This is a genomic window from Actinomadura pelletieri DSM 43383, from assembly GCF_003634705.1.
Taxonomy (GTDB): domain Bacteria; phylum Actinomycetota; class Actinomycetes; order Streptosporangiales; family Streptosporangiaceae; genus Spirillospora; species Spirillospora pelletieri.
Genome location: NZ_RBWU01000006.1, coordinates 190,060 through 215,185, shown reverse-complemented (window position 1 = coordinate 215,185; position 25,126 = coordinate 190,060). Strand labels below are relative to the sequence as shown.

General features: G+C 67.8%; 25 protein-coding genes. 13 read left to right on the top strand and 12 right to left on the bottom strand.

What is annotated here, in order from left to right; all coding sequences use genetic code 11:
• Nucleotides 1–227: 227 nt before the first annotated feature.
• Both BZB76_RS26260 and BZB76_RS26255 read left to right on the top strand, forming a co-directional pair.
• On the top strand, nucleotides 228–1,316 hold the full coding sequence (locus BZB76_RS26260) for a sensor histidine kinase (RefSeq protein ID WP_121437099.1): 1,089 nt from the start codon (nucleotides 228–230) through the stop codon (nucleotides 1,314–1,316).
• Nucleotides 1,313–1,924 (top strand): response regulator transcription factor, encoded by a 612-nt coding sequence (locus BZB76_RS26255; protein WP_121437459.1) that lies wholly within the window; start codon nucleotides 1,313–1,315, stop codon nucleotides 1,922–1,924. Before BZB76_RS26260 ends, BZB76_RS26255 begins: the two co-directional genes overlap by 4 nt.
• Here BZB76_RS26255 and BZB76_RS26250 read toward each other — a convergent pair.
• Complete coding sequence (locus BZB76_RS26250) at nucleotides 1,921–2,682, bottom strand: methylenetetrahydrofolate reductase (RefSeq protein WP_121437098.1); 762 nt, start codon at nucleotides 2,680–2,682, stop codon at nucleotides 1,921–1,923. The genes BZB76_RS26255 and BZB76_RS26250 overlap by 4 nt on opposite strands.
• A gap of 188 nt (nucleotides 2,683–2,870) precedes the next feature.
• On the opposite strand from BZB76_RS26250, the gene BZB76_RS26245 reads away from it, so the two are divergent.
• A complete protein-coding gene (locus BZB76_RS26245; protein ID WP_121437097.1) occupies nucleotides 2,871–3,380 on the top strand; it encodes a pyridoxamine 5'-phosphate oxidase family protein in 510 nt (169 codons plus the stop codon).
• A 249-nt stretch (nucleotides 3,381–3,629) separates the two neighbouring features.
• Here the strand turns inward: BZB76_RS26245 and BZB76_RS26240 are convergent, their stop codons facing one another.
• The 4 genes from BZB76_RS26240 to BZB76_RS26225 all read right to left on the bottom strand — a co-directional run bounded on the left by BZB76_RS26240 (nucleotide 3,630) and on the right by BZB76_RS26225 (nucleotide 5,230).
• Complete coding sequence (locus tag BZB76_RS26240) at nucleotides 3,630–3,809, bottom strand: DUF397 domain-containing protein (RefSeq protein ID WP_121437096.1); 180 nt, start codon at nucleotides 3,807–3,809, stop codon at nucleotides 3,630–3,632.
• 116 nt (nucleotides 3,810–3,925) lie between these two features.
• Nucleotides 3,926–4,111: a DUF397 domain-containing protein gene (locus BZB76_RS26235; RefSeq protein ID WP_121437458.1), complete on the bottom strand. Its 186-nt coding sequence runs from the start codon at nucleotides 4,109–4,111 to the stop codon at nucleotides 3,926–3,928.
• A 127-nt stretch (nucleotides 4,112–4,238) separates the two neighbouring features.
• Nucleotides 4,239–4,427: a DUF397 domain-containing protein gene (locus BZB76_RS26230; RefSeq protein WP_121437095.1), complete on the bottom strand. Its 189-nt coding sequence runs from the start codon at nucleotides 4,425–4,427 to the stop codon at nucleotides 4,239–4,241.
• Nucleotides 4,424–5,230 carry a helix-turn-helix domain-containing protein gene (locus tag BZB76_RS26225; protein WP_170180753.1) on the bottom strand — a complete coding sequence of 269 codons (807 nt, stop codon included), beginning with the start codon at nucleotides 5,228–5,230 and terminating at the stop codon, nucleotides 4,424–4,426. Before BZB76_RS26225 ends, BZB76_RS26230 begins: the two co-directional genes overlap by 4 nt.
• 226 nt (nucleotides 5,231–5,456) lie before the next feature.
• Between BZB76_RS26225 and BZB76_RS26220 the strand changes: the two genes are divergently transcribed.
• Together BZB76_RS26220 and BZB76_RS26215 are read left to right on the top strand one after the other, a co-directional pair.
• Entirely contained in the window at nucleotides 5,457–5,825 is a 369-nt protein-coding gene (locus BZB76_RS26220) for a hypothetical protein (RefSeq protein WP_147449548.1), read from the top strand.
• Nucleotides 5,815–6,180, top strand: coding sequence for a hypothetical protein (locus BZB76_RS26215; protein ID WP_147449547.1), 366 nt, complete (start codon nucleotides 5,815–5,817; stop codon nucleotides 6,178–6,180). The genes BZB76_RS26220 and BZB76_RS26215 overlap by 11 nt, the downstream gene beginning before the upstream one ends.
• Before the next feature lie 402 nt (nucleotides 6,181–6,582).
• On the opposite strand, the gene msrA is transcribed toward BZB76_RS26215, so the two are convergent.
• On the bottom strand, nucleotides 6,583–7,239 hold the full coding sequence (msrA, locus tag BZB76_RS26210; protein ID WP_121437091.1) for a peptide-methionine (S)-S-oxide reductase MsrA: 657 nt from the start codon (nucleotides 7,237–7,239) through the stop codon (nucleotides 6,583–6,585).
• A gap of 75 nt (nucleotides 7,240–7,314) precedes the next feature.
• On the opposite strand from msrA, the gene rarD reads away from it, so the two are divergent.
• Nucleotides 7,315–8,199, top strand: coding sequence for an EamA family transporter RarD (gene rarD, locus BZB76_RS26205; protein WP_337959773.1), 885 nt, complete (start codon nucleotides 7,315–7,317; stop codon nucleotides 8,197–8,199).
• Between the two features lie 7 nt (nucleotides 8,200–8,206).
• Here rarD and BZB76_RS26200 read toward each other — a convergent pair whose 3' ends face one another.
• On the bottom strand, nucleotides 8,207–8,971 hold the full coding sequence (locus BZB76_RS26200) for an alpha-ketoglutarate-dependent dioxygenase AlkB (protein ID WP_121437089.1): 765 nt from the start codon (nucleotides 8,969–8,971) through the stop codon (nucleotides 8,207–8,209).
• Nucleotides 8,955–10,160, bottom strand: a complete 1,206-nt coding sequence (locus BZB76_RS26195) for a hypothetical protein (RefSeq protein WP_246007218.1) — start codon at nucleotides 10,158–10,160, stop codon at nucleotides 8,955–8,957. Before BZB76_RS26195 ends, BZB76_RS26200 begins: the two co-directional genes overlap by 17 nt.
• 619 nt (nucleotides 10,161–10,779) lie before the next feature.
• On the opposite strand from BZB76_RS26195, the gene BZB76_RS26190 reads away from it, so the two are divergent.
• The 7 genes from BZB76_RS26190 (at nucleotide 10,780) to BZB76_RS26160 (ending at nucleotide 18,962) form a co-directional block, all read left to right on the top strand.
• The gene (locus BZB76_RS26190) at nucleotides 10,780–12,150 is read left to right on the top strand and encodes a cytochrome P450 (RefSeq protein WP_121437087.1); all 1,371 of its coding nucleotides are present in this window, start codon (nucleotides 10,780–10,782) and stop codon (nucleotides 12,148–12,150) included.
• Nucleotides 12,147–13,028: a terpene synthase family protein gene (locus tag BZB76_RS36095; RefSeq protein ID WP_121437086.1), complete on the top strand. Its 882-nt coding sequence runs from the start codon at nucleotides 12,147–12,149 to the stop codon at nucleotides 13,026–13,028. Before BZB76_RS26190 ends, BZB76_RS36095 begins: the two co-directional genes overlap by 4 nt.
• Nucleotides 13,025–14,800 (top strand): prenyltransferase/squalene oxidase repeat-containing protein, encoded by a 1,776-nt coding sequence (locus BZB76_RS26180; RefSeq protein ID WP_246007217.1) that lies wholly within the window; start codon nucleotides 13,025–13,027, stop codon nucleotides 14,798–14,800. Before BZB76_RS36095 ends, BZB76_RS26180 begins: the two co-directional genes overlap by 4 nt.
• 212 nt (nucleotides 14,801–15,012) lie before the next feature.
• Nucleotides 15,013–17,490: a sensor histidine kinase gene (locus tag BZB76_RS26175; protein WP_121437085.1), complete on the top strand. Its 2,478-nt coding sequence runs from the start codon at nucleotides 15,013–15,015 to the stop codon at nucleotides 17,488–17,490.
• Nucleotides 17,487–17,912 (top strand): roadblock/LC7 domain-containing protein, encoded by a 426-nt coding sequence (locus BZB76_RS26170; RefSeq protein WP_121437084.1) that lies wholly within the window; start codon nucleotides 17,487–17,489, stop codon nucleotides 17,910–17,912. Before BZB76_RS26175 ends, BZB76_RS26170 begins: the two co-directional genes overlap by 4 nt.
• The gene (locus BZB76_RS26165; protein ID WP_121437083.1) at nucleotides 17,909–18,355 is read left to right on the top strand and encodes a DUF742 domain-containing protein; all 447 of its coding nucleotides are present in this window, start codon (nucleotides 17,909–17,911) and stop codon (nucleotides 18,353–18,355) included. The genes BZB76_RS26170 and BZB76_RS26165 overlap by 4 nt, the downstream gene beginning before the upstream one ends.
• Nucleotides 18,336–18,962 (top strand): GTP-binding protein, encoded by a 627-nt coding sequence (locus tag BZB76_RS26160; protein WP_121437082.1) that lies wholly within the window; start codon nucleotides 18,336–18,338, stop codon nucleotides 18,960–18,962. The genes BZB76_RS26165 and BZB76_RS26160 overlap by 20 nt, the downstream gene beginning before the upstream one ends.
• 14 nt (nucleotides 18,963–18,976) lie before the next feature.
• Here BZB76_RS26160 and BZB76_RS26155 read toward each other — a convergent pair whose 3' ends face one another.
• Genes BZB76_RS26155 through nuoL form a run of 4 tightly spaced genes read right to left on the bottom strand, consistent with a single transcriptional unit; the run spans nucleotide 18,977 to nucleotide 25,119 of the window.
• Nucleotides 18,977–20,011: a polyprenyl synthetase family protein gene (locus BZB76_RS26155; protein WP_121437081.1), complete on the bottom strand. Its 1,035-nt coding sequence runs from the start codon at nucleotides 20,009–20,011 to the stop codon at nucleotides 18,977–18,979.
• Nucleotides 20,012–20,021: 10 nt separating this feature from the next.
• Complete coding sequence (gene nuoN / locus BZB76_RS26150) at nucleotides 20,022–21,629, bottom strand: NADH-quinone oxidoreductase subunit NuoN (RefSeq protein WP_121437080.1); 1,608 nt, start codon at nucleotides 21,627–21,629, stop codon at nucleotides 20,022–20,024.
• The gene (locus tag BZB76_RS26145) at nucleotides 21,626–23,206 is read right to left on the bottom strand and encodes an NADH-quinone oxidoreductase subunit M (protein ID WP_121437079.1); all 1,581 of its coding nucleotides are present in this window, start codon (nucleotides 23,204–23,206) and stop codon (nucleotides 21,626–21,628) included. The genes nuoN and BZB76_RS26145 overlap by 4 nt, the downstream gene beginning before the upstream one ends.
• On the bottom strand, nucleotides 23,203–25,119 hold the full coding sequence (gene nuoL, locus BZB76_RS26140; protein WP_121437078.1) for an NADH-quinone oxidoreductase subunit L: 1,917 nt from the start codon (nucleotides 25,117–25,119) through the stop codon (nucleotides 23,203–23,205). Before nuoL ends, BZB76_RS26145 begins: the two co-directional genes overlap by 4 nt.
• Between the last annotated feature and the right edge of the window lie 7 nt (nucleotides 25,120–25,126).

The following is a 25,126-nucleotide window of genomic DNA, read 5'->3' as shown; positions in this document are numbered from 1 at the left end:
CCGCCGAGACCGGAACGGCCAGTGACGCCACCAGAGCGGGAACAAGCGCCAGGGCACGCAACATGTCGAACACCTTCCGTGAGGGAATTCACGCACCGTAATAAGCGCCGCCTTTCGCGGGTAAGTGCGAAACGGCCGAACTCGCCCCCTCCGAACGGCACATGACCTTCGGCCTGTTTTCACCGTGCCGGTGGTCGGGCGGTCCGCGCCCCGCGTAATCTCCGTCCATGTCCTCGACGCGCCCGGTGCCGTGGGTGTCGCCCCTCCTCTGCCTGGCGGTACTGGTCGGCGGCGCGTACTACGCCCTCGTGGACGACGGCCCGTCACTCCACCTCGCGGGCTTCACCGCGCTCCTGCTCCTCCTCATCGGCCTCGACTTCATAGACCGCCACATCCCCGCGCCCGCGCTCCTCCTCGTCCAGGCCGCGCTCTATATCGCCGTCAACACGCTGGACGACTCGGGCATCTCGCGCGCCCTGATCGTCCTCGTCCCGTTCACCGCGTACTTCACCCTCGGCCCCCGCACCGCGATCATCCTCGGCACAGGCTGCATCACCGCACTGCCGCTGCTCTTCAGCCTCACCATCCCGAACTGGCAGACCAATGCGGAGCGCGTGTCCGACGTCGTGATGTTCGCGCTCGGCATCGTCCTGGCGATCACGATGGCGGCGGTAGCCGTCCGCGAGCGGGAGGCCCGCGTCCGCCTCGAAGCGACCCTGTGCGAGGTCGAGGCGCTGTCGGCCGCCCAGGAACGCAATCGGCTCGCCCGCGAGATCCACGACAGCCTCGGCCACCACCTCACCGCGATCGCCGTCCAGTTGGAGAAGGCCACCGCGTTCGCCGACCTCGACCCGAACAGCACCCAAAACGCCGTCGCCAGCGCCCGCTGGTCGGCGAACCAGGCCCTGACCGAGGTCAGGCATTCGGTCCGAGCCCTCGGACAACGCCCCTTCCGGCTCACCGACGCCCTCACCGAACTGATCGACCACCTCAACAACGACCGCCTCACCGTCAGCCTGGACGTGACCGGCGACGAGGACGGCCGCCCGTTGACCCCCCTCCACGCGCTGTACCGCGCCGCACAGGAGGCCCTCACCAACGCGTGCCGCCACTCCGGCGCGACCAACGTCCGCCTGTCCCTCTCCTACGAGAACTCGGGCGCGAGCCTGACCGTCACCGACGACGGCCACGGCTTCGACCTGCGCGAAGGGTTCGGTCTGCGCGGCATGCGCGAACGCATCGCGGCCCTGAACGGCCACCTAGACCTGGCAAGCACCTCCGCCGGAACGACGATCTCGATCCAGGTGCCGTGGTGAGGCCCGTCCGCGTCCTCGTCGTGGACGACCAGGAACTCGTCCGCGAGGGCATCGCGTCACTCCTAGGCATCCAACCCGGCATCGAGGTGATCGGCACCGCCGCGGACGGGGCCACCGCCCTGGACGCGTCCGCGTCCGCCGACGTCGTCCTGATGGACGTCCGCATGCCCGGCATGGACGGTGTCACCGCCACCACGCAGATCCTCGCCCGCCACCCGTCCTGCAAGGTCGTGATGCTCACAACCTTCGACGACGACGAGTACGTCGTCCAGGCCATGCGGGCCGGAGCGGCGGGCTACCTCCTCAAGAACCTCCCGGCCGCCGAACTGGCCGCCGCCGCCCGCCTGGCCGCCTCCGGCATCACCCAACTCGACTCCACGATCACCCGCCGCCTCGCCGCCGCCCTCCCCGACCCGGGCGTCCTCACCCCCCGCGAAACGGAGGTACTGCGCCTGATCGCCGGAGGCGCCACCAACAAGGAGATCGCCGCACGCCTCTACCTCAGCGAAGGCACGGTCAAGAACCACATCTCCCGCATCCTGCAACGCCTGGGCCTACGCGACCGCACCCAGGCCGCCCTCTACGCCCGCGACCAGAACCTGCTCTAGCCCAGCTCGCGTTCCAAAACAGCGGCGACCTCCCGATACCGGCTCACCGGCACCAAATGCACCCCGTCGAACGCGCCACTGTCCCGAATGGCGAGCACCTGCTCACACGCCGCCGCGACCCCCGCAGCCCGATCCCGCTCGACGGCGTTGACGAGCTCCTCGGGAATCTCGATATCCGGAATGGCCCCCGCCAGTCTCCGGGCCATGCCCGCACTGGCCAACACCATCACACCCGCGTACACGGGCCCGTCCACCCCAACACTCTCCCGCCACCGCAGCAGCTTCTCCATCGAATAACTGACCTGCACGAACATGAAGTCGGCCGCCCGCTTCCACTCCGGCACCTTCCGCAGCCCGGCCGCCACACCAACCTGAAACGGCTCACACCCAGGAAAAACAGCGTCCCGAGCCTCATCCATCATCGCCCGAACGGTCAACTCACTGGTCCGTCCCCCCACAGACGGCTTATCCCCATATACAAACAGAAACCGCTCAACCCCATACGCAGCAGCCGTCAACAGATCCCGACGAAACCCCAGAAGATTACGATCACGCGAGTTCAAACAAGCGATCCCCCGCGCCCCCATCGCCTGCACCTCATGCGCCACCGCCACACTGGAAACAGTCGCCCGCCCAATGTGGTTGTCCGGAATGAGAAACGAGTCCGCCACCGGACTCAACACCCCGATCTGATGCCGCACCCGCGTCAAATCCGGCCGCGTGGGCGGCTCAACCTCACACACCACCTCAAATCCCATCCCCCGACCGTACCGGGCGTGTCCGCCCCCGTCCCTCGCAACCAAAAAAACGTGACCACCACACCCCCGAAGAGCAGGCCTGATCACCCCCTCCTCCGAGATGCTATGCAGGTCACGCTCTTCTACACCGCAAAGGCGTCCGACCCACACCCCGTCGGACATCGGCCAAATCACCACTCAGGAGTGCCATGTCCGACCCGACACCCACCCTGGACCCTCGGTTCAGCGACCCCGACGCACAAGCCACCCCCTGGGCGACCACACGCGAAACACTGGAGAACGCGCAACTGTTCTGGATCACAACCGTCCGCGCGAACGGACACCCCCACGTCACACCCTTGGTCGCCGTCTGGCTAGACGACGCCCTTCACTTCTGCACCGGCCCCGGCGAGCAGAAGGCGCACAACCTGACCACAAATCCCCACGTCGTCCTGACCACCGGCTGCAACACCTGGAACGAGGGCCTGGACGTCATGGTCGAAGGCGAGACCCACCGCATCACCGACCGCCCCACCCTCGAACGCCTAGCCACTGTATGGGCAACAAAGTGGGACGGCCAATGGCAATTCCACCCCACCGACACCGGCTTCTCTCACGAAGCCTCCGAAACAGCCCTGGTCTTCGCCGTGCACCCGACCAAGATCCTCGCCTTCGGCAAGGGCACCTTCACCCACACCACCTACAACTTCCCCGCCTAAGAATCCCAGCCGTCAACGACCAACCCCCGCGAAGCAGAGCTCCCCACCGCCACCCGCATCGCGAACGGTAGTTGGTATCCGAGCCGCGGGGACCGGGTGCGTGGTCGGTCGCACGTACCGCACCGCGCAACCCGAGGCAGCCCCCGCGCAGACCTACCGCATGAGTGCCGGACAGTCCGGCAGGGATGACGAGGCCCCGCCCAGACAGAGTCACCGGCGGGGCCCTGGCGTGCGAGTGTTACACCGTGCCTAGGTCTCCCGCTTGATACGAGTCAGCAACTCACGCGCGGCGGACGCCGGGAGAGCGAACCTCGGCCCATCCGGAGCCTTGCTGTCGCGGATGCCGACCGCGCCGGGGAGGGCCGCCATCTCCACACAATCGGACTGCGCGCCCGTGCCGCTGTGAGACGACTTACGCCACTCGGTCATTGATAGGTCTCCATGCTCTCTTTGAGGATGGTTCGCGACCTGCCGACAGGTGCCGCTCAGGCCGCGTGCACGGCCCCACCCCAGGCTCGTCCAGGGACGGAGCCGTTACCTGCCTGCTAGGGCATGTCGTGGTCGCCGCGTTTGATCGCTGTCACGAGCTCGCGGAACTTCGGGACAGGGAGCGCGACGCGGGGACCGTCGGGGTCTTTGGAGTCACGCACGCCGATGTCACGGGCAAGTGCCGCTACTTCCACACAACCCGAATCCCCGGAGTTGGCGCTACGGCTGGACTTCCTCCACATGATCATTGCCAAGTACCTCGACAACCTCTCGAAGTCACTCGTTGGGTCACGCCTGCGGGCCTGAAGAGGCCCGGTGCCGCCTAAGCCGCGGGCACGGCCCCATCCAGGATGGGCCGCCGAGCTTGGTTTAGGCCATGTCCAAATCCCCGCGTTTGATCGAGTTCACCAGCTCATGGAAGCGCGCGGCGGGAAGTGCGAGCTTAGGGCCGTTCGGGTCTTTGCTGTCCCGTACTCCGATGCTTCCTGGACGCTGCGCAACCTCCACACATTGGCCTCCAGACGTGTTGCTACGTGACGCCTTACGCCAAACGATCATCGATAGGTCTCCAAAGCTCGTTCGAGGATGGCCCGGGTTGAGCCGATTCCTTCCGCCGTGTCGCTTATCCGGTCGTACCTTACCGCGTACTTCTGGACGTCCCCTAGGTCGGTGACGAGCCGTCCGCGTTCCGGAGCGTCCGCGAATGCGACATCCCTATCATCCACCGTCATGATGCAGAATGAGCCGTCAAGGCCGACATGGGACCTCGCACTTCGCTCGAGAATACGCAGGTTGACGTTGGGTAGCTGCGCGACTGTAAGTAGGCGGCTGAGCTGCTCGCTCATCACGTCGTTGTCCCCTACGGGTTGAGCGAGCACCGCCCAACTCAGGATGACCGTGAAGCGTGGCGGGTCGGGTCGCCCGAACACGGCTTCCTGCCGAGCGAGTCTCGTCTTCACGGCTCGTTCGACGTCATCAACCATCCCCGTAGCCAGTGCGGCCCGCGCGTAGTTCTCAGTCTGGAACAGGCCAGGGACTAGAAGCGCTTCCCACATGCGATGACGTGTCGCCCGTGCCTCGTGCCACGTTAGGCCCGTGAACCAGTCGCCGTCGTCAGACGCTTCCGCCCAGCGTACGAGCCGCGCGAACGGGATCACGGGCTTCCAGAGTTCGTCCAGCCGTTCCGCGTACTTGATCGACAGATGGATGGATGCGTTCTCTACGCGGGAAACATAAGAACGATGGCATCCCACGATGTCGGAAAGGGCTTGGCCGGTCAAACCGGACAACTTGCGGAGTCGCAGCACTTCAAGGGATATGAAGTGCCAGATTGAGCGGTCCGGATCCAGTTCCTCACGCACTGCCACGGGCACCTCCGAGTGTTACTGAGGTTCGCGAACGTAGAGAACCTATACCGGAGGAGCGCATTCTTGTGGCCCGAGATACAAACATCTGCCCTGGGAGTTGGTATCGGGCATGAGCATGCATGGAAGGCATTCCGTCCGACCGCCAGTGCAAGCTCAAACGGCACAGGCTGGAACGGCAAGGCAGGATCCAAATGCCCGTGAGGAGACACAGCAGCACACCGTGCGTCGTATTCCGGATGTGCCCGATGTGCCGGATGCGTCCGCGATGCTGGATATCCTTCAGGTGCTTTCGCCGGTGCATACTGAGCGGCTGGCGGCGCTCAGAGAATTGCAGGAGATTCTGACGCCGGACAGGCGGCTCGCAGCCGTCATCACCGAGGATCGCGGGTATCCGGCGTTGCGCGTCGCACGGCTGGACGGGCGCGGGTCCCTGTTGGTCGGATGTGCGTACTACCGGGGCCTTGGCGCTTGGTGGTTCGTGACCGGCTGGGGCGAGAACACGCGTTGGATCGCCGACGTCAATCGGCTCCACTACGCGGCGCGCGCAGTGGTTGAGCTCTTGGTGGGAGGGCCGGGCCGTGACCGGTGAACTGACCGCGCGTCCAGAGGCACTGGTGCCCGTGGCGGTCGCCGCGTACGAGCAGGCATGGCGTACAGAGCGGATGCCCATGAGGCTGGGGCATGTCGTTCTCGCGATCGCAGAGGACGAGGCCCGGGGTTTGCTGGCTGCGACTGCGGAGACGCGCGCCAGCGACGCTCTCAGAACAGCGTGCGACGTGGTGCACCCCGTCATGCGTTCAGTTCTGTTGACGCAGGGCTACCTCCCGGACACCGCGAACCGGCTGCGGTCGCTGGCGTCCGGGATCATGCGGGACACATTGAACGAGACCGAGACGACCCCGGAGTCTCTTTCTGGCTTCCGAACCCTCACGCGGCGGGCGTAATCCCCCGACGTCCCCTCGCGTGAGCGCCCCGGGACCCGTTCCCCCGATCTGAGTCCCGGGGCACCCATCGCCCCGATCCGCGCGTGTAGGTCTCGCAGCAGCACGAGCGTGGAAGGGGCCGCTGTCCGGCGCGTGACCCCCGTAGGTGGGGTGGGCCATACGGGCGAGGTCACCCGGACAGGAGGACGGCCCCCGGGATCATCGGCACTCCCGGGGGCCGTCCGTGTGCCCCTGTCGATCGTTGCCAGCCCAGGCCCGGGGTCCCGCACCGTCCCGCTGGAGGAGCCGGACACGAGAGATCCGGCTCCGGGGAGCGGCCGACGTCGTCAGCTCTACGCAGAAACACCGGGGTCTTCGTCCGAGTGGAGTGCTCAGACGGGGCGAGGCGTGATTGATCGGTCGTTACTCGGTGTGGGCTACGCCTACGGGGCAGGTCAGGCCGGTGCCGCCTAGTCCGCAGTAGCCGTTGGGGTTTTTGGTGTCCGAGAGGTACTGCTGGTGGTAGTCCTCGGCGTAGTAGAAGTCGGTGGCCTCGGTGATTTCGGTGGTGATGGGGTCGTGGCCTGCCTTCGTAAGAACAGCCTGGTAGGCGTCTCGGGAGGCTTCGGCGGACTTCTGTTGGGCGTCGGTGCGGTAGAAGACGGCTGAGCGGTACTGGGTGCCGATGTCGTTGCCCTGGCGCATGCCCTGGGTGGGGTTGTGGGCTTCCCAGAACACGCGGAGCAGGTCGTCGTAGGTGACCTCGGTGGGGTCGTAGACGACGCGGACGGTTTCGGTGTGGCCGGTTCGGCCGCTGCAGACCTCTTCGTAGGTGGGGTTGGGCGTGTAGCCGCCCTCGTAGCCCACGGCGGTGGAGACGACACCCGGGGTCTGCCAGAACTTGCGTTCGGCGCCCCAGAAACAGCCGAGGGCGAACTCGGCGATCTCCGTGCCGTCCGGGAAGGGCGGGGCCAGCGGGGCGTCGAGGACCTCGTGGCGCGGCGGTACCGGGAGTGGCTGGTCCCTGCCGGGGAGGGCCTTCTCCGGGGTGACCATCTGGGTCTTCGCGAAGCCGAACATGCCTTCAGGTTAGCTCGCGGGCGGAGTCATGAGCGTGGATCTTTTTGGCTGATTACGTCCTGGTAGGTTGCCTGCGTGGTGAAGCGCGGGATGGCGTTCGGGGCCGGGGCGTACGTGCTCTGGGGGCTGTTCCCCCTCTACTGGCCGCTGCTGAAGCCCGCGGGGGCCGTCGAGATCCTGGCGCATCGGATCATGTGGTCGCTGATCGCGGTGGTCGCGGTGCTCGCCCTGCGGCGCAGGTGGGGATGGGTCAGGACGCTGACCGTCCGGCAGGGCGTCCTGCTCGCGCTGGCCGCGGTGGTGATCAGTGTGAACTGGGGCACCTACATCTATGCCGTCAACAGCGGCAAGACGATCGAGTCGGCTCTGGGGTACTTCATCAACCCGCTGATCAGCGTGGTGTTCGGTGTCCTCATCTTCCGGGAGCGGCTGCGGACGTGGCAGTGGTGCGCGGTCGGGATGGGGACGTTGGCGGTGCTCGTGCTGACCGTCGACTACGGGCGTCCGCCCTGGGTCGCCCTGGTGTTGGCCTTCGCATTCGGGATTTACGGGCTGCTCAAGAAGTTCGCCGACATGCCCTCGGCCGAGGGGCTGGCGGTGGAGACGGCCATGCTGTTCCTCCCCACGTTGGGGTTCGTGCTCGTGCTGGAGGGGCGGGGGGACGCGGCGTTCGGGCATCACGGCGTGGGGCACGCGGTGCTGGTCGCGCTGGCGGGTGTAGTGACGGCCGTCCCGCTGCTGCTGTTCAACGCGGCGGCGATCAGGCTGCCGCTGTCCGTCATCGGCATGTTGCAGTACCTGGCGCCGATGTTGCAGTTCGTCATCGGGTTGACCGTCCACCATGAGGAGATGCCCCCGAGCCGGTGGGCGGGGTTCCTGTTGGTGTGGGTCGCGCTGGTGATGCTGACCTGGGACGGCTTGAACGCCGCGCGGCGTGAGCCCGTCCTCGAAACGCCCTAGTCCTTGGTCAGGTGGGGGGAAGCAGGTCGCTCTCGCTGATGGTGTACGTGAGCGGGGGGTAGGTGAAGTCCACTTCGGTGTTCTCGCGGCGTCGTAGCCGGTAGAAGTCGCGTCTTTGGTCGTCGTCGGCCAGCGTGAGGCGCTCGCCTTGGGGGAGGTGGGCGTGCCCGTCGTGAAAGTGGAGGAGGGTCTTGGAGGTTCGGAAGGTGACTCCGAGCCACTGGTTTTCCGCTGTGGACGTGTCCGCGACGATCTTGTGTCTGAGTCGACGGTTCGAGGCGAGGGAGAACGCGACGATGCTGTTGTGGGTGAGGGTGACCTCGAATCTTTCGTTGCCGGGAGTTTTCGATTCGAAGATCAGCTTTCTTGGTGGGCCCGCCTCGGGGTGCTCGTAGCAGGAGAAGACGGCGATGGACGATCCGTCGGCCAGATCGAGGGCCTGGTCGGAGTGGCCGCCCATGGTCCTGTACGCGTTCGTGTAGATCTCGATGAGGGCGTTGTTGAAGTCGGCCGGAAGCGCCAACTTCTCTTGAATCTGTTGCGCCAGGCGTTCGTGTGTCGGCTGGAAACACTGCGTTGGGCTGTTGTATCGCGTGGTGGTGCGTACGAGAGGTACGCCGCCGGTCTCGTCGATCCTGATGAGGACGGCGCCTCGCCGGCCTTTTCCTACGTCTTCCCAATGAACCGATGCGGAGAGTTGTGCGAATAGGTTCTCGTTGGTCGACAACGTGTGCGTCAGGATTTCGGCCGAGATTCTAGACTCGAGGGGCAACGTAGTCTCCTGTATTCATGCTGAAGAGGAGATCGTCGCCGTAGTCGATGAAGGACGAGGTTCTGTTCTCTTCGGCGTACAGCCTGCGCAGCTCTTTCATGCCTTCGGGTGTGGGTGGGCCCAACTTCACCCGGTCTCCGTCTTTTATGAGGTACGTGTGACCCTTCTTGTGGACGGCTTCGGCGCTCGAACAGCGCACCACGTAGCCCAGACGGATGGGGAGCGACTCCGCGTCCAGTGCTGAGGGCCGAATCTCGTGGGTGTACAGGCGATTGGTGGACAGGGGCATGAAGAACACGGAGCCGGGGTAAAGCGTCAGGTCGAACTTCGAAGGGATTCCGGCGCGTGCTTCGGTCGGCTCTTTGAGGCGGAAGTGGAGCTTGGTCAGGCCGCTGGTGCCCCGCATACCGTGGTCGAAGGGGTCTTCGGCGCGGCGCTGCAATCTGTCGAGCCGGTCGTAGAAGGTGCAGAAGGCCATGATGCCGTTGGCGGGCATGTCCTTGGTCTTGTCGGCGTGGGAGGAGATTTTGGCCTTGGACTGCTTGCGCCCGGCGGTGGCAGGGGTGTTGTGGTAGATCTGAGCGAGGACGTGATTGAGCGGCGCCTGGTTTCGGAAGACGGTGACGGCCTCGCGGTTCAGGGCCTCGACGATGCGTGTGTCGGTCGGGCCGAAGTTCTCGGTCGGGCCCGAGAGATTCGTGGAGCATCGGAGCAGGCGAAAATGTAGTTCATCCCCGTCTTGTGTGACGGGTGTTAGATAGATACCACTGCGACGGGCCGTTCCGGGCTTGGTCGACTCCGTCAGTGATTGGAACTCGTGCTCCGCACAGATCTTTTTGATGTGATCGGCGTCGGGGTCGAAGAAGCGGCGGTAGTACACGCCGGCGCCGTGTACGCGGATGGGGACTCGGCCGAGGTCGACGACGGTCCAGGGTTTGTTGTCCTCGTCGTGGTAGCCGTGTGAATGTTCCCGGACGACGAACACTCGATCCGCCGCATGCAGTTGGCGGCCACTGATCCCGGAGACATCGCCACAAAGGTAGACGGTCTTCTCCGCAAGCTCCACCGACCCTGAAGCGAGTTCCTCCAGCGTGACCGTCGACCCGAAGAAGGCTCCGGTCAGGTCATCATCGTGAAACGCCGACGGCACGACCAGAATATTGCTCGCATCGTCGATGTCGGCTTCCACCGGCTCCGTTGTGTCCAACCCCGTACTCGCCATTCGCACTTCGTCCGACCCATCTCAGCGACAACCGGACAGTAGCGGACGTATGGTCCGCAGCCTACAGCTGATCATGCCCTGGCCACGGTGCTCACCGCCGGCGAGGCCCGAAAGTGATCATGGTGTGGCGGAGCTTCGAGTTGGGCGTCGCGCCTATGCCATTCAAGATCATCGCGCGTCGCTCGGAGGCCTCCCGGTGGGAGACGCCCGCAAGTGGTTGGCCTGAGTCGGCCCGAGCTCCCCCCGCCCGGAGGACCTCGCCGAGGCGCCGCGGTCCGGTCGAAGCGCTCCCACCTGGGCGGACGCGTCAAGTTGACGCAACAAATGAGACAACCCATCCAGATAGTGACACGAGTCACCCAGTGGCGACCAAAATACCTAACGTGATAAACCTTGTTGATGTTAAATGATCATGTGATACTTCCAGCGAAACTTACATATCGCCCATAGATCGCAAGAAGCAACAGAAGACTCTTAACACCCATCCGACCCAACGGGGAGTGTGACCGAGCCTGTGCTGCGGGTGGCGGACCTCCTCGTGCGCAAGCCACAGGACGCGACGCTTAACCCGAGGGGCCATCGGTACATGTCCGTTGACGTCGGCGCGGTTTCACGCCAGAAGCCCAAGAACTTCCCGCTCTATCGCACGGTCGCCGGGTTCGTCCGCGACCCGCTCCAGCAGTTGGAGCGGATCAGCACGGCGGGAGACGGCCGGCTCATCCGGCTGGACCTCGGCGCATCGCGCCCCTACCTCGCCACCCATCCCGACCATGTGCAGCAGGTGCTCCGGCGCGAGGCGGAGAACTTCCAGCGGGACGGCGTCTTCTGGCGCCCGCTGCGCGACCTCATGGGCGACAGCATCCTCGCCGAGGGCGCCGAGTGGGAGCACAGCAAGCGGACCCTGCAGCCGGTGTTCACCACGCGCAATGTCAACAGGCTCACCGGGCTGATGGCCGAGGCGATCAACGACGCCGTCGACGCGCTCGACGAACCGGCCCGGGAGGGGCGGCCGATCGACGTGCTGCCGGAGATGGGCCGCATCGTCAACGAGACCGTGATCAAGGTCCTGTTCGGCGACAAGATCTCGCCCGCCGACGCCGACCGGCTGATACCCACGTTCGACCAGATCGCGACGTCGATCTCTTTCCGGTTCCTGTTGCCGTTCGTCCCGCGGGCGATCCCGCTGCCCGGTGACCGGGCGTTCAAGGACGCCGTCCGGGTGATGGACGAGGTGCTCTTCGACCTCGTGGCACGGTACCGGGACGATCCGGGCGACGGCAGCGACATCTTCACCGCGCTCTGCCAGGCCCCGACCGAGGACGGCGGCCCGCCCGACGACCGGTGGATCCGCGACAACCTGCTCGCCATGTTCGCCACCAGCACCGAGACGACGACGCTGGCGCTGACCTGGCTGTGGCCGCTGCTGCACGACCACCCGGACGTCGAGGAGAGGCTGGTCGCGGAGATCGACGGCGTCGTCGGCGGCGCACGCGTCCGTCCGGAGCACCTGCCCGACCTGCCGTACGTGTCCCGGGTCGTCCAGGAACTCCTGCGCCTCTATCCCGTCGGCTGGATGTTCCCGCGCATGGCGACCAGGCCGACCGTGCTCGGCGGCGTCCCCATCGAGCCGGGCGATCCCGTGCTCATCAGTCCGTTCCTCACCCACCGGCTGGCGTCGGTGTGGGACCGGCCGCTGGAGTTCGACCCGGAGCGGTTCACGCCCGAGAACTCCCGCAAGCGGCACCGCTACGCCTACTTCCCGTTCGGTGGTGGACCGCACCAATGCCTCGGCCGGCATGTGTTCAACGTCGAGGCGCAGATGATCCTGACGAGCATTCTCAGCCGATTCCGCCCCTCCCTCTCGGAGACGATCCCGGCCATGCCCCGTATCGGCGCGACCCTGCGCCCGCGGCAGTCGCTGGAGATGACGCTGACGCCCGTCGGGCGGGAGAGGTGACGCGGCCGGACGCACTCACGGAAGCGCGCGACGCCGGGCTGGTCATGGCCCGGGCCGTGAGATGCGCCCGCGATCTCGCCGACCGCGCCGCGGCCTACCCCGACCTGTTCGACGCCAAGCCGATCGACGAGACGCTGTTCAACGCGGTCGCCTGCGCGAACGCGTTCGGGTCGCCGGACCTCGACGCGGCCGGCATCCGGATGGCGGCCCGTACCTCGCTGTGGATCTTCGGCCTGGACTGGCTGGTGGATCATGTCGCCGCGGAACGGTCCGTCGTCGACGACGTCAACCGGCGTTGCCTCGCCGTCGCGGCCGGCGGCCCGCCCGTGCCGGGGGACGGCCTCACCCGTTTCCTGGCCGAGATCCGGGACGACGCCGCGAAGTCGTCCGCCTTCGAGGTGTTGCGCGACGACTGGCTGGCGCAGCTCCGCAGGCTGCTGGAGTGCGGGGCCCGGGAGTGGACGTGGAAGTCGGGTGACCGGGCGAACTGGCCCACCTTCGACGAGTACCTGGACAACGCCGACAACTACGGCTCGGCCTGGGTGAACGTCTCGCACTGGATCGTCCACGCCGACGAGGGCGTCCTCGCCCACATCGGTGAACTCCAGGTCGTGAGCCGGGAGGTGCAACGCGTCCTCCGGCTGCTGAACGACCTGGCGACCTACGAGCGCGACATGACATGGGGCGATTTGAACGCCCAGATGCTCGGTGTGGACCGCGCCACGATCACCGCCAGGATCGACGAGATCGTGGCGCGCTGCCGGGAACTGCTCCGGCCGCTTCGGGCCGACTGCCCAGACGCGGTCGCCTACCTCGAACGACAGATCGGCTACAGCACCGGGTTCTACGGCCTGAGCGACTACTGGGGGTCACTGTGACCGTTGAAGAGGCGAATCCGGCGTCCACCGACACGGTCGCGTCCGACCCCGACGATCTGACCGCGGCCGCGGCCGCGCTGGTGACCGGGCTCGTCCACGAACCATGGGGACGGTCCTCCCCGTCGGTGTACGAGACCGGACGGCTGGTGAGCCTCGCCCCATGGCTGACCGGACACGCTCGACGGCTCCGGTTCCTGCTGGACACGCAGCGGCGGGACGGCACATGGGGCCCACCCGACCCCGGATACGCGCTCGTCCCGACACTGAGCGCGAGCGAGGCCCTTCTCTCCACCCTGCGTCCGCACGAAAGACTCCGGCCGTACTGTCCGCTGCACACCGAGATCGTGCGGGCGGTCGGCAGGGCACTGCGAACCCTGGCGCGCCGCCTCGACGGCAGCAAGGCCGCGGACTACCCGGACGTCCCGGCCATCGAACACATCACCCCGGTGCTCGTCGAGCAGATCAACGGGCATCTCGACCGGCTGCGCCCGCACGCGCCCGGCGCCCTGGCCCTCTGGTGTCCGAGCGGCCGGCTGAGCCCGCCCGCGGGAATGGACGGCGCGGTCGTCGCCGCCGTCCGGGACCATCTCGGCACGGGCGGAGCCGTACCGCCGAAGATGCTGCACGCCCTGGAGATCGCGGGCCCCGTCGCGGGACGTGCCCGCGCGGTCCGTCCCGTGTCGATCCCCATACCGGCGCGTCCGGTGCCGGGCCCAGAGGACGAGCGCAAGACTTTCGCGACCGTCGGCGCGTCGACCGCGGCCACGGCCGCCTGGCTGGGCGGGCCTCGCGCCGCGCAGGGCGTCCGGACCGCGCACTGCGGCCGTGGCCCACGCGACGAGGCACCGGTGCGACGCTATCTGGAGGCGGCCGTCGAGCAGCATGACGGCCCGGTGCCCGTGACGGTGCCGATGACCAACTTCGAGCGCGGCTGGGTGCTGAGCTGGCTCGCGCGGGCCGGAATTCCGCTCAGCGTGCCGCCGGAGTTGCTCGGCCAGATGCGGGCGGCGCTCGGGGAGGACGGGGCACCGGGCGGGCCGGGCCTGCCACGCGACGCCGACACGAGTTCCGGTCTTCTTTACGCGCTCTCACTGCTCGGTGAACCGCACCCGCCCGACCTGCTCTGGCAGTACGAAACGGACACGCATTTCTGCAGTTGGCCCGGTGAAAACGGGCGCTCGGTCACGACCAACGCCCACGTCCTAGAAGCGTTCGGCCATTACTTGCAGTGTGCGGATACCGGACCTCGTAAACGTTACGTGGCGACCATCCGAAAAGTGACCTCATGGCTGATCGACCGGCAGAAGGAGGACGGTCGGTGGGAGGACCGCTGGCATGCCTCACCGATGTACGCCACCGCCTGCTGCGCATTGGCGTTGAACGCGTTCGGCGGGCCGGAATCGGCGGACGCCGTGGATCGCGCGGCCGGATGGGTGCTGGACGGACAACTCGCCGACGGTTCATGGGGACGATGGGGCGGCACGGCCGAGGAGACCGCCTACGCCGTCCAGATCCTGACTCTCCCCCGGGCCGGACGCGACCCCGCACGGACGGCGGCGGTCGGACGAGCCGTACGGCGCGGCACCGCCTACCTACGCGCGGCCGTGCGCACGGCTTCGACCAGCGGGTTCGGGGACATCGACTCCGACAAACCACCTCTTTGGCACGATAAGGACCTATATCGTCCTATAACGATCGTGCAGGCGGCGGTTCTCAGCGCTCTTCACCTCGCCCGGTACGAAGTAGCTGACATCCACGTTTCCAGAAAGTGAATTGCATCACTCCACTCCGCTACCGCCACGTCCCGACCTGGGAAAGGTAAACCATTCACCTTGAGGTGATTTGGTGGCGTTGGTAAGGTTCAGCGGTGCGCTGACCGGTCACCCGGCAGAGCGCCACCCGCACTCACCGCCACCAGTGTCTCGCAGCCGGGCCAGAGCACCCTCGCATTGCGGACACCTTGACAATTGTTGGGGCGATCATCATGCGTTTCCGCAACTCACGGCTGCGGACCAAGATTGTGGCCCTGCTGGTCTCCATGACCGCGCTATGGGCCTTCGCCGCCTGGGTGACGTTGCGCGAAGGTGTGAATCTGCTGTTCGTGAGCACCCTCGACAGCGTGGTGGGCCCGAGCGACCCGCTGCTCGTCGAACTCCAACACGAACGCCGCCTCACGGTGACGCTGATCGCGTCCGGACAGCGCCGTCCCGACCTGCTCGCGGCCCAACGCGCCCGTACCGACCGGGAACGGTCCGTGGTGATCGAACGGGCCAACAGCGGGTCCGTCCACCGCGCCGCGGACGACGCCATGGACGAACGGCTGGACGACATGGTCGAACTGCTGCGCGGCCTCGACCAGGACCGCCAGGCGATCGACACCGGGACCGCCGACCGCCGCAAGGTCATCCAGATCTACTCCGCGGCCATCGAGTCGATCTTCCGTATGTACGACGGAACGACCACGCTCGACGACAGGGGCTTCACCACCGCACTGCGCGCGGAGATCGCCGTCAACCGGTCCTGGGAACTGCTGGCCCACGAGGACGCGGTCATCGCCGGGGTGCTCGCGACCGGCCGGTACACCACCGCCGACCAGTTGGAGATCGCCCAGACCGTCGGCGCCCGGCGGCTGCATTTCGACCGTGCCATGGTCGACCTCGAACCCGCCGACCGGCGGGCCTGGATCGAGCTGACCGGCAACAAGAGGCTCGCGGAGGTCAGGGCCCTAGAAGACGCCCTGCTCTCGCGGGCCAGGCCGGGCAGGCCCGTCCCCCGGTTCCGGGTCACCGCCGAGGAGTGGCGGACGACCACCGAACCCGCGCTCGCCGAGATGCGCACCACCATCCAGAACGCCGGCGACCGGCTGGTCGAACGCGCCAAACCGATCGCCCTCGGCGTCATCATCCGGCTGGCGCTCGCCGGTGGGCTCGGGCTGCTCGCGGTCATCGCGTCCGTCATCGTGTCGATCACCACCGCGCGTGCGCTGGTGCGGCAGCTCGAACGGCTCCGCAACGCGGCGCGGGAACTGGCCGAGCAGCGGCTGCCCGGCGTCGTCGAACGCCTCGGGCACGGCGAGAAGGTGGACGTCGCGCTCGAAGCGCCGCCGCTGGAGTTCGGCACCGACGAGATCGGGCAGGTGGGGCGGGCGTTCAACGTCGTCCAGGAGACCGCGATCCGCACCGCCGTCGAGCAGGCCGAACTGCGCCGCGGCATCCGGGACGTCCTGCTCAGCCTGGCCCGCCGCACCCAGACCCTCGTGCACCGGCAGCTCGCCATGCTCGACACCATGGAGCGCCGCCGCGACATCGAGGTCAAGGAGCTGGAGGAGCTGTTCCGGCTCGACCATCTCGCGACCCGGATGCGGCGCAACGCCGAGAACCTCATCGTGCTGTCCGGCGCGCTGCCCGCCCGCGGCTGGCGCAACTCCGTCCCGATGGTGGACGTCGTCCGCGCCGCGGTCGGCGAGGTCGAGGACTACACCCGCGTCACCGTGCTGCCGTTCGGCCCGGTCGAGCTGGTCGGACGCGCGGTCGGCGACATCACCCACCTGCTCGCCGAGCTGATCGAGAACGCGCTGTCGTTCTCCCCGCCGGACACGATCGTCCAGGTCGGCGGGCACCTCGTCGCCAGCGGCTACGCCATCGACATCGAGGACCGCGGGCTCGGCATGACCGACGAGAAGCTCGCCGAGATCAACGAGCGGATCGCGAACCCGCCCGACTTCAACCTGCAGAGCTCCGTCCAGCTCGGCCTGTTCGTGGTCAGCAAGCTCGCCGAGCGGTACAACGTGCAGGTCTCGCTGAAGCGCTCCGCCTACGGCGGGACCACGGCCGTCATCGTCATTCCCAGGGAACTCGTCGTCGAGGAGAAACCGGCCCCGGTCCGCGCCACCACCCAGAACGGGCTGGAGGTCCGCCGACCCACCACGGTCGGCGCCACGACGGGAACGCACCACTCGGCGGTCGCCTCCTCACCGACCGCCCCGCCCGCGCTGATGGCGGTGCCGCCGGCCCGCGTCGACCGGCCGTCCCAGGCCGAACCGACCGCCGAGCCGATCGTCGAACCGATCGTCGAACCGATCGTCGAACCGATCCAGGCCGCCCCGGCGCCCCAGGGTGATCCGGCGCCTCGAACGGACCCGGGTCCCCCGGATCCGCGGCCCCTGCCGGAGGACGACCAGCACCCCCAGTCGGAGGACCAGCCACCCGTGCCCGACATCTCCACCACCCCGTCCGGTCTTCCCGTCCGGGTGCCGCAGGCGAACCTTGCCGAACCCTTGCGCACCGACGAACCGGTCGTCACCGAAGAGCCGGAGGAGCCTGACGACCCCGGCCGCTCTCCCGAGGAAATCCAGCGGATCATGGGCTCCTATCAGCGCGGCAGCAGGCAGGGCCGCTCTGACGCCGCCCGGACGCAGCAGCGTGACCACAGCAACGCAGCGGAAGGCGAGGAAGATCAGTGACGCAGAAGACCGGTTCCGCATCCGATCTGGGATGGTTGCTGGACGACCTCGTCCACCGGTTGCCGCATGCCCGTAGCGCCGTCGTCCTGTCGGCGGACGGCCTGCTCATGGCGGCGTCGGAGGGCATGACCCAGGACGACGGGGAGCATCTCGCCGCCGTCGCCGCGGGAATCCAGAGCCTCGCCAAGGGGGCGGGAACCAGGTTCGGTGGTGGGCCGGTCCGGCAGACGATCGTCGAGATGCAGTCGGCGTACCTGCTGGTGACGGTGGCGGGCAAGGGCGCGTGCCTGGCGGTGCTGGCCGAGGAGGACGCCGACGTGGGCCTCATCGCCTACGAGATGGCCATGCTCGTCACGGCGATGGGGCACCACCTCACGTCTCCGTCCCGCGCGGAGGTCGCCACGGAGGCACGCTCCACATGATGCCCCCCGAGGACCCCACGCCAGACTTCTGGTCCGAGGACCCGCCGCAGCCGCCCGCGCCTGCACCGGCGCCGGAGAACGCCGAACGCTGGCTCGACGACCGGGCCGGCCCCATGGTGCGCCCGTATGTGATGACGAGCGGTCGCATCGAGCCGTCCCATGGCAAATTCGACCTGATCACGCTGGTGGTCGCGGTCGGTGTGGAACCCGACACCACGATCGGGCTGGGGCCCGAACATCTGGCGATCATCCGGCTCTGCCAGAACGTGATGTCGGTCGCCGAACTCACCGGACACCTCGACCTTCCCGTCGCTACCGTGCGGGTGATGCTCGGCGATCTGCTCGACAAGGGGTTCGTCTCCCTGCAGGAACCGGAACCGGAGGCGGACATGCACGACATCAGGCTCTACAAGGCGGTGATCGATGGTCTCCGGGCCCTCTAGACGCGACGCGCCGAACCGCGGTGTGCGCGCCCGCCGGCTCCCCACCGCGGTGAAGATAGTGATCGCGGGCGGTTTCGGGGTCGGCAAGACCACCATGGTGGGGACGGTCTCCGAGACCCGGCCGCTGCGCACCGAGGAACTCCTCACCGACCAGAGCATCGGCGTGGACGACGTCGCGGGCGTGGAACGCAAGGACACCACCACGGTCGCGATGGACTTCGGCCGCATCACGATGCGGGACGAGTACGTCCTCTACCTGTTCGGCACCCCCGGCCAGAAACGCTTCTGGTTCATGTGGGACGAGGTCACGCTCGGCGCGCTCGGCGCCGTCGTCCTCGCCGACACGCGCCGCCTGTCCGACTGTTTCCCCTCGGTCGACTACTTCGAGCGCCGCAAGACGCCGTTCGTCGTCGCCGTCAACTGCTTCGAGGGCGCGAAACAGTACGAGCTCGCCGAGATCGAGATGGCGCTCAACCTGGGCCCGAAGGTCCCGGTGATGCTCTGCGACGCCCGCAGCCTGGAGTCCTGCAAGCAGGTTCTGATCAACCTCGTCCTGCATGCCATGAAGTACCGCGGACTCACCGAGGCCGAGCCCCAGAAGGCCTGAGCGGCCGCGGCGGCTCAGCCCGTCCGGGAGACGACGTAGTCGCAGAGGTGGGTCAGCGCGTCCCGGGCGGGGATGGCGGGCAGGGTGAGCAGCTCCCGGCGGGCGTCCTCGGCCCACCGGCGCAGGTCGGCGCGGGCGCGGTCCATGGCCGGGTGGGCGCGCAGCAGGGCGAGCGCCTCACCGTGCAGCGCGTCGTCGGTCAGGTCCTGGACGAGGAGTTCCCGGAGCCGGGCGTCGTCCGGGCCGAAGCCGACACCGCCGAACACGTGGTGCACCGGCAGGGTGCGGATGCCCTCGCGGAGGTCGGTGCCCGGTGTCTTGCCGGACTCCTCCGTCTCGGACGCGATGTCGAGAATGTCGTCGGACAGCTGGAACGCGATGCCGATCTTCTCGCACGCGGACGTGACGGTCCGTACGACCTCCGGCGGAGCGCCCGCGAGCAGCGCCCCGAAATGACCCGAGACCGCGATGAGCGAGCCGGTCTTGTCGGCGACGACCTGGAGGTAGTGCTCCAGCTGGTCGGCCCCCGGGGCGGGCCCGACGGTCTCCTGGATCTGGCCGCGGACGAGCCGGCCGAACGCGCGGGCCTGGATGCGGACCGCGTCGGGTCCGAGGTCGGCGAGCAGGTCGGACGCGCGGGCGAACAGGTAGTCGCCGGTGAGGATCGCGACGGTGTTCGTCCAGCGCAGGTTCGCCGACGGCTGGCCGCGCCGGACGGTCGCCTCGTCCATCACGTCGTCGTGGTAGAGGGTGCCGAGGTGCGTCAGCTCGACGACGACGGCGGCCGGGACGATGCCCGGCGCCGACGGGTCGCCGAAGTGGGACGCGAGCAGCACCAGCATCGGCCGGAACCGCTTACCGCCCGCCTCCAGAAGGTGTTTGGACGCGTCGGTGAGCAGCGGGTCCTCGCCGCGCACGCAGTCGAGGAGCAGCGTCTCGACGGCGCCGAGACGCTTCGTGGCGTCGGCCGCGAGCGCGGCGTCGAGGGAGAGCCCGAACGGGCCGGTCTCCTCCGGCCCGCCGGGTCTCTCGGTGGACGGGTGGCTCACCCAGGTCTCCCTACCGGACGAACATGTGGGTCGTGGCCTGTCCCGCAAGGTCCAACACGGGCTGTGGGAGCACGCCGAGTACCACAGTAGCCGTCACGCCGAGCGCGACCGCGACCGCGGTGGCGGGCCCGGCCACGACGACCGGCCCGTCCGCGTCCGGCTCGCTGAAGAACATGACGACGATCACACGGACGTAGAAGAACGCGGCGACGGCCGACGACACGACCGCGACGATGACGAGCGGGGTCGCGCCCTCCTCCACGGCCGCCTTGAACACCGCGAACTTCCCGGTGAACCCGCTGGTCAGCGGAATTCCCGCGAAGGCGAGCAGGAAGAAGGCGAACACGCCCGCGACGACCGGGGACCGCTTGCCGAGCCCCGCCCACCGCGACAGGTGGCCCGCCTCGCCGCCCGCGTCCCGCACCATCGTGACGACCGCGAACGCGCCGACGGAGGTGAATCCGTAGGCCAGCAGGTAGAACAGGGTGCTGGACAGGCCGTTCGGCGACGCGGCGATCACGCCCATGAGCAGGAAACCGGCGTGCGCGATGGACGAGTACGCCAGCATCCGCTTGATGTCGGTCTGCGTGATCGCGATGATCGACCCGATCGCCATGGTGAGAATCGCCACGGCCCACATGAACGGCCGCCAGTCCCATTCGAGGGTCTCGAACACGACGTAGTAGACCCGCAGGATCGCGCCGAACGCGGACACGACCGTGCAGGACGCCATCAGCGCCGTGATCGGCGTCGGGGCGCCCTGGTACACGTCCGGCTTCCACATGTGGAAGGGGACGCCGCCGAGCTTGAACAGCAGCCCCACCGACAGCAGCGCGACACCGGCGAGCAGCAGCGTCTCGTTGCCGGCGTCCTTGCCGATCTGCGCGGAGATGTCCGACAGCCGCACCGACCCGGCGTACCCGTACAGCAGCGCCGCGCCGTACAGGAAGAACGCCGAGGAGAACGCGCCGAGCAGGAAGTACTTGACCGCCGCCTCCTGCGACAGCAGGCGCCGCCGGCGGGCGAGCCCGCACAGCAGGTACAGCGGCAGCGACAGGACCTCCAGCGCCACGAACATCGTGAGCAGGTCGTTGGCCGCCGGGAACATCATCATGCCGCCGACGGCGAACATCATCAGCGGGAACACCTCGGTCTGGGTGATCCCCGCCTGGGCGGTGCGCTGTTCGGCCTCCGAGCCGGGCAGCGCGGACGCCTGCGCGGCGAAGTGCCCGCCGACCGCGCCCGCCCGGCCGTCGCCGCGCTCGGCGATCAGCAGGAGGCTGACGAGCGCCAGAATCAGGATGGTGCCCTGGAGGAACAGGGTGGGGCCGTCCACACCGAGGGCGCCCTCGGCGGCGACATGGTGCGGGTCGTCGCGCCAGCCGAGCACGACCGTCCAGGCGAACGCCCCGGCGAGGCCGAGGAACGCGAGCGGCACCTGGATGTAGTAGCGGGCGCGGCGCCCGACGAACGCCTCGACCAGGACGCCCACCACGGCGACGCCGAAGACGAGCAGCATCGGGGCGAGCTGCCCGTACTCGATGTGCGGCGCGGGGATGTCACCCCCCGGCGCGAGGGCGGCGCCTGCCTGGGCGCTCAGTTGACCGCCGGTGTTCATGGGCGGGCTCCGTTCTCGGCGACATTGCCGGTGATGTCCGGCGCCGGGTCCTGTTTCTCGACCCGGACGAGGGTCTCCTTCACCGACGGGTTGATGACGTTCAGCACCGGCTGCGGGAACACGCCCATCGCGATGATGATCGCGATGATCGGGGCGACGGCCCACTTCTCCCGGGCGTTCAGGTCCTTCATGCCCTCGACCGCGGGGGCCTTCGGGCCGCCCATGGTCCGCTGGTACATCCACAGGATGTAGATCGCGGCGAGGACGACACCGCTGACCGCGAGCGCACCCGCCCACTTGTAGCGGTCGAACGTCCCGACGATCACCAGGAACTCCGAGACGAACGTGGACAGGCCGGGCAGCGACAGTCCGGACAGGCCCGCGACGAGGAACGTCCCGGCGAGGACCGGCGCCGCCTTCTGCACCCCGCCATAGTCGGAGATCTTCGCCGACCGCCGCCGGACGATCATGAAGCCGATGACGAGGAACAGCGCGCCGGTGGAGAACCCGTGGTTCACCATGTACAGCGCCGAGCCGGACTGGCCCTGCGACGTCATCGCGAAGATGCCGAGGACGATGAACCCGAAGTGCGACACCGACGTGTAGGCGATGAGGCGCTTCAGGTCGACCTGCCCGATCGCGAGGACCGCGCCGTAGATGATGCTGAGCACCGCGAACCCGAGCACGACCGGCGTCGCCCACTTCGACGCGCCGGGGAACAGCTCCAGGCAGAACCGCAGCATCCCGTACGTGCCGACCTTGTCGAGGACGCCGACGATCAGCACGAGGGCGCCGGGCGGGGACTGCTGCGCCGCGTCCGGCAGCCAGGTGTGCACCGGCACCATCGGCGCCTTGATCGCGAACGCGACGAAGAAGCCGAGGAACAGCCACTTCGCCGTGGTCGGGTCGATGTTCATCTGCGACAGCTCGTCGAACATGAACGTGCCGCGTCCAAGGCCGCCCTCAGAGGTGGGCTTGCTCGACAGCGGGTACAGCCAGATCACCGCGACGAGCATCAGCAGCCCGCCGAACAGCGAGTACAGCAGGAACTTCACCGCCGCGTAGGAACGCTGCGCGCCGCCGTAGTACCCGATGATGAAGTACACCGGGATGAGCATCGCCTCGAAGAAGACGTAGAACAGGAACACGTCGGTCGCGGCGAACACGCCGATCATGGCCGCTTCGAGGGACAGCAGCAGCGCGAAGTACGTCTTCACGGACCGTTTCGCGGGGACGTCCACACCGCCGGACCGGTCGTCCTGCGTCCATGACGCCAGCATCACCAGCGGGACGAGGATCACCGACAGCAGGATCAGCACCAGCGCGACACCGTCGACGCCGAGCGCCCAGTGGACCCCGAACTCCTTGATCCACCAGTACTTCTCCTCGTACTGGAAGCGGGCGCCGTCCGGGTCGAAGCCCGCCGCCATGACGCCGGTGAGCGCCGCGACGACGAGGGAGACACCGAGCGCGAACTGCTTGACCAGCGTCTCCCGTTCGCGCGGGATGACGCTGAGCAGCACCGCGCCGACCAGCGGCAGCGCGATGAGGACGCTCAGCCACGGAAAGTCGCTCATGAAACGTTCACCACCAGGAGCGTCGCGACGACGAGGGCGGCGCCGACGAACATCGACAGGGCGTAGGAGCGGGCGAAGCCGGTCTGGACGCGCCGGAACCGGCCGGACGTCCCACCGATCCCGGCGGCGGTGCCGTTCACGGCGCCGTCGACGCCGCGCCCGTCGAACCAGACCGCGAGCCGCGTCAGCCACTGGCCGGGACGCATCAGCAGCGACTCGTTGAGCGCGTCGCCGTACAGGTCCTTGCGGGCCGCGACGGTGACGAACGAACCCTTCGGCGCCTCACGCGGCACCTTCCGGGCGCCGTACTGCCGCCACGCGATCGCCACCCCGATGACCATCAGCACGAAGGTGGCGATGCCGGGAATGGCGAGCGGCTTGAACTCGTGCGCGTGCTCGGGCGCCCCGACGACCGGTTCGATGAAGTCGCCGAACCCGCCGAGGACGAGGAACCCGCCCGCGAAGACCGACCCGAAGGCCAGCAGGATCAGCGGCCAGGTCATGACGGCCGGGGACTCGTGCGGGTGGACGTCCTCCGACCACCGCTTCTCCCCGAAGAACGTCATGAACATCACCCGCGACATGTAGTACGCGGTGATGCCCGCGCCGATCAGGGCGCAGGAGCCGAGGATCGCGCCGGACGTGCCGCCCTTGTCGAACGCGACCTCGATGATGCCGTCCTTGGTGAACCAGCCGGACAGGCCCGGGAACCCGATGATGGCGAGGTACCCGAGCCCGAACGTGCCGTAGGTGAGGACCATCACCGAGCGGAGCGCGCCGTAGTGGCGCATGTTCACGTCGTCCTTCATGCCGTGCATGACGGAACCGGCGCCGAGGAACAGGCCCGCCTTGAAGAAGCCGTGCGCGATGAGGTGCGCGATGGCGAACACGTACCCGGCCCGGCCGAGGCCCGCGGCGAGGTGCATGTAGCCGATCTGCGACATCGTCGACCCGGCGAGGGCCTTCTTGATGTCGTCCTTGCCGCACCCGATGATCGCGCCGAACAGCAGCGTGGCCGCGCCGACGATCGTCACCACCAGCTGCGCGGTGTCGGACATCTCGAAGATCGGCCCGGACCGGACGATCAGGTACACCCCGGCGGTCACCATCGTCGCGGCGTGGATGAGGGCCGACACGGGCGTCGGGCCCTCCATCGCGTCCAGCAGCCACGACTGGAGCGGCAGCTGCGCCGACTTGCCGCACGCGCCGAGCAGGAGCAGCAGCCCGATCGCGGTGGCGGTGCCGGTGCTGAGCTTGGTCGCGAGCCCCGCGTGCTCGGCGCCGGTGCCGAGGATCGAGCCGTAGTCGACCGTCCCGAACGTGGCGAACATCAGCGCGATCGCGATGATCAGCCCCATGTCGCCGACACGGTTGACGACGAACGCCTTCTTCGCGGCGGTCGCCGCGGTCGGCTTGTACTGCCAGAACCCGATCAGCAGGTACGAGGCGAGGCCGACGCCCTCCCAGCCGAGGAACATGACGAGGAAGTTCTCGCCGAGCACCAGCAGCAGCATCGCCGCGACGAACAGGTTCAGGTAGGCGAAGAACCTGCGCCGCTCGGGGTCCTCGGCCATGTAGCCGATGGAGTAGATGTGGATCAGCGACCCGACTCCGGTGATCAGCAGGACGAAGCTGATGGACAGCGGGTCCACCAGCAGGTCCATGCCGACCTTGAACGAGCCGACGTCGATGAAGTCCCACAGGTGCAGGGTGCGGCGCCGTTCCTCGGCCTCGTACCCGAGCATCTGCACGAACATCGCCGCGCCCACCGCGAACGACGCGACCGACATGGTGACGCCGAGCAGGTGCCCCCACTTGTCGGTGCGCTTCCCGCCGAGCAGCAGGATCGCGGCGCCCGCGAGCGGGAGCGCGATGAGGAGCCAGGACGCGGCCTGGATGCCTTCCGCTTTCATTCCGTCC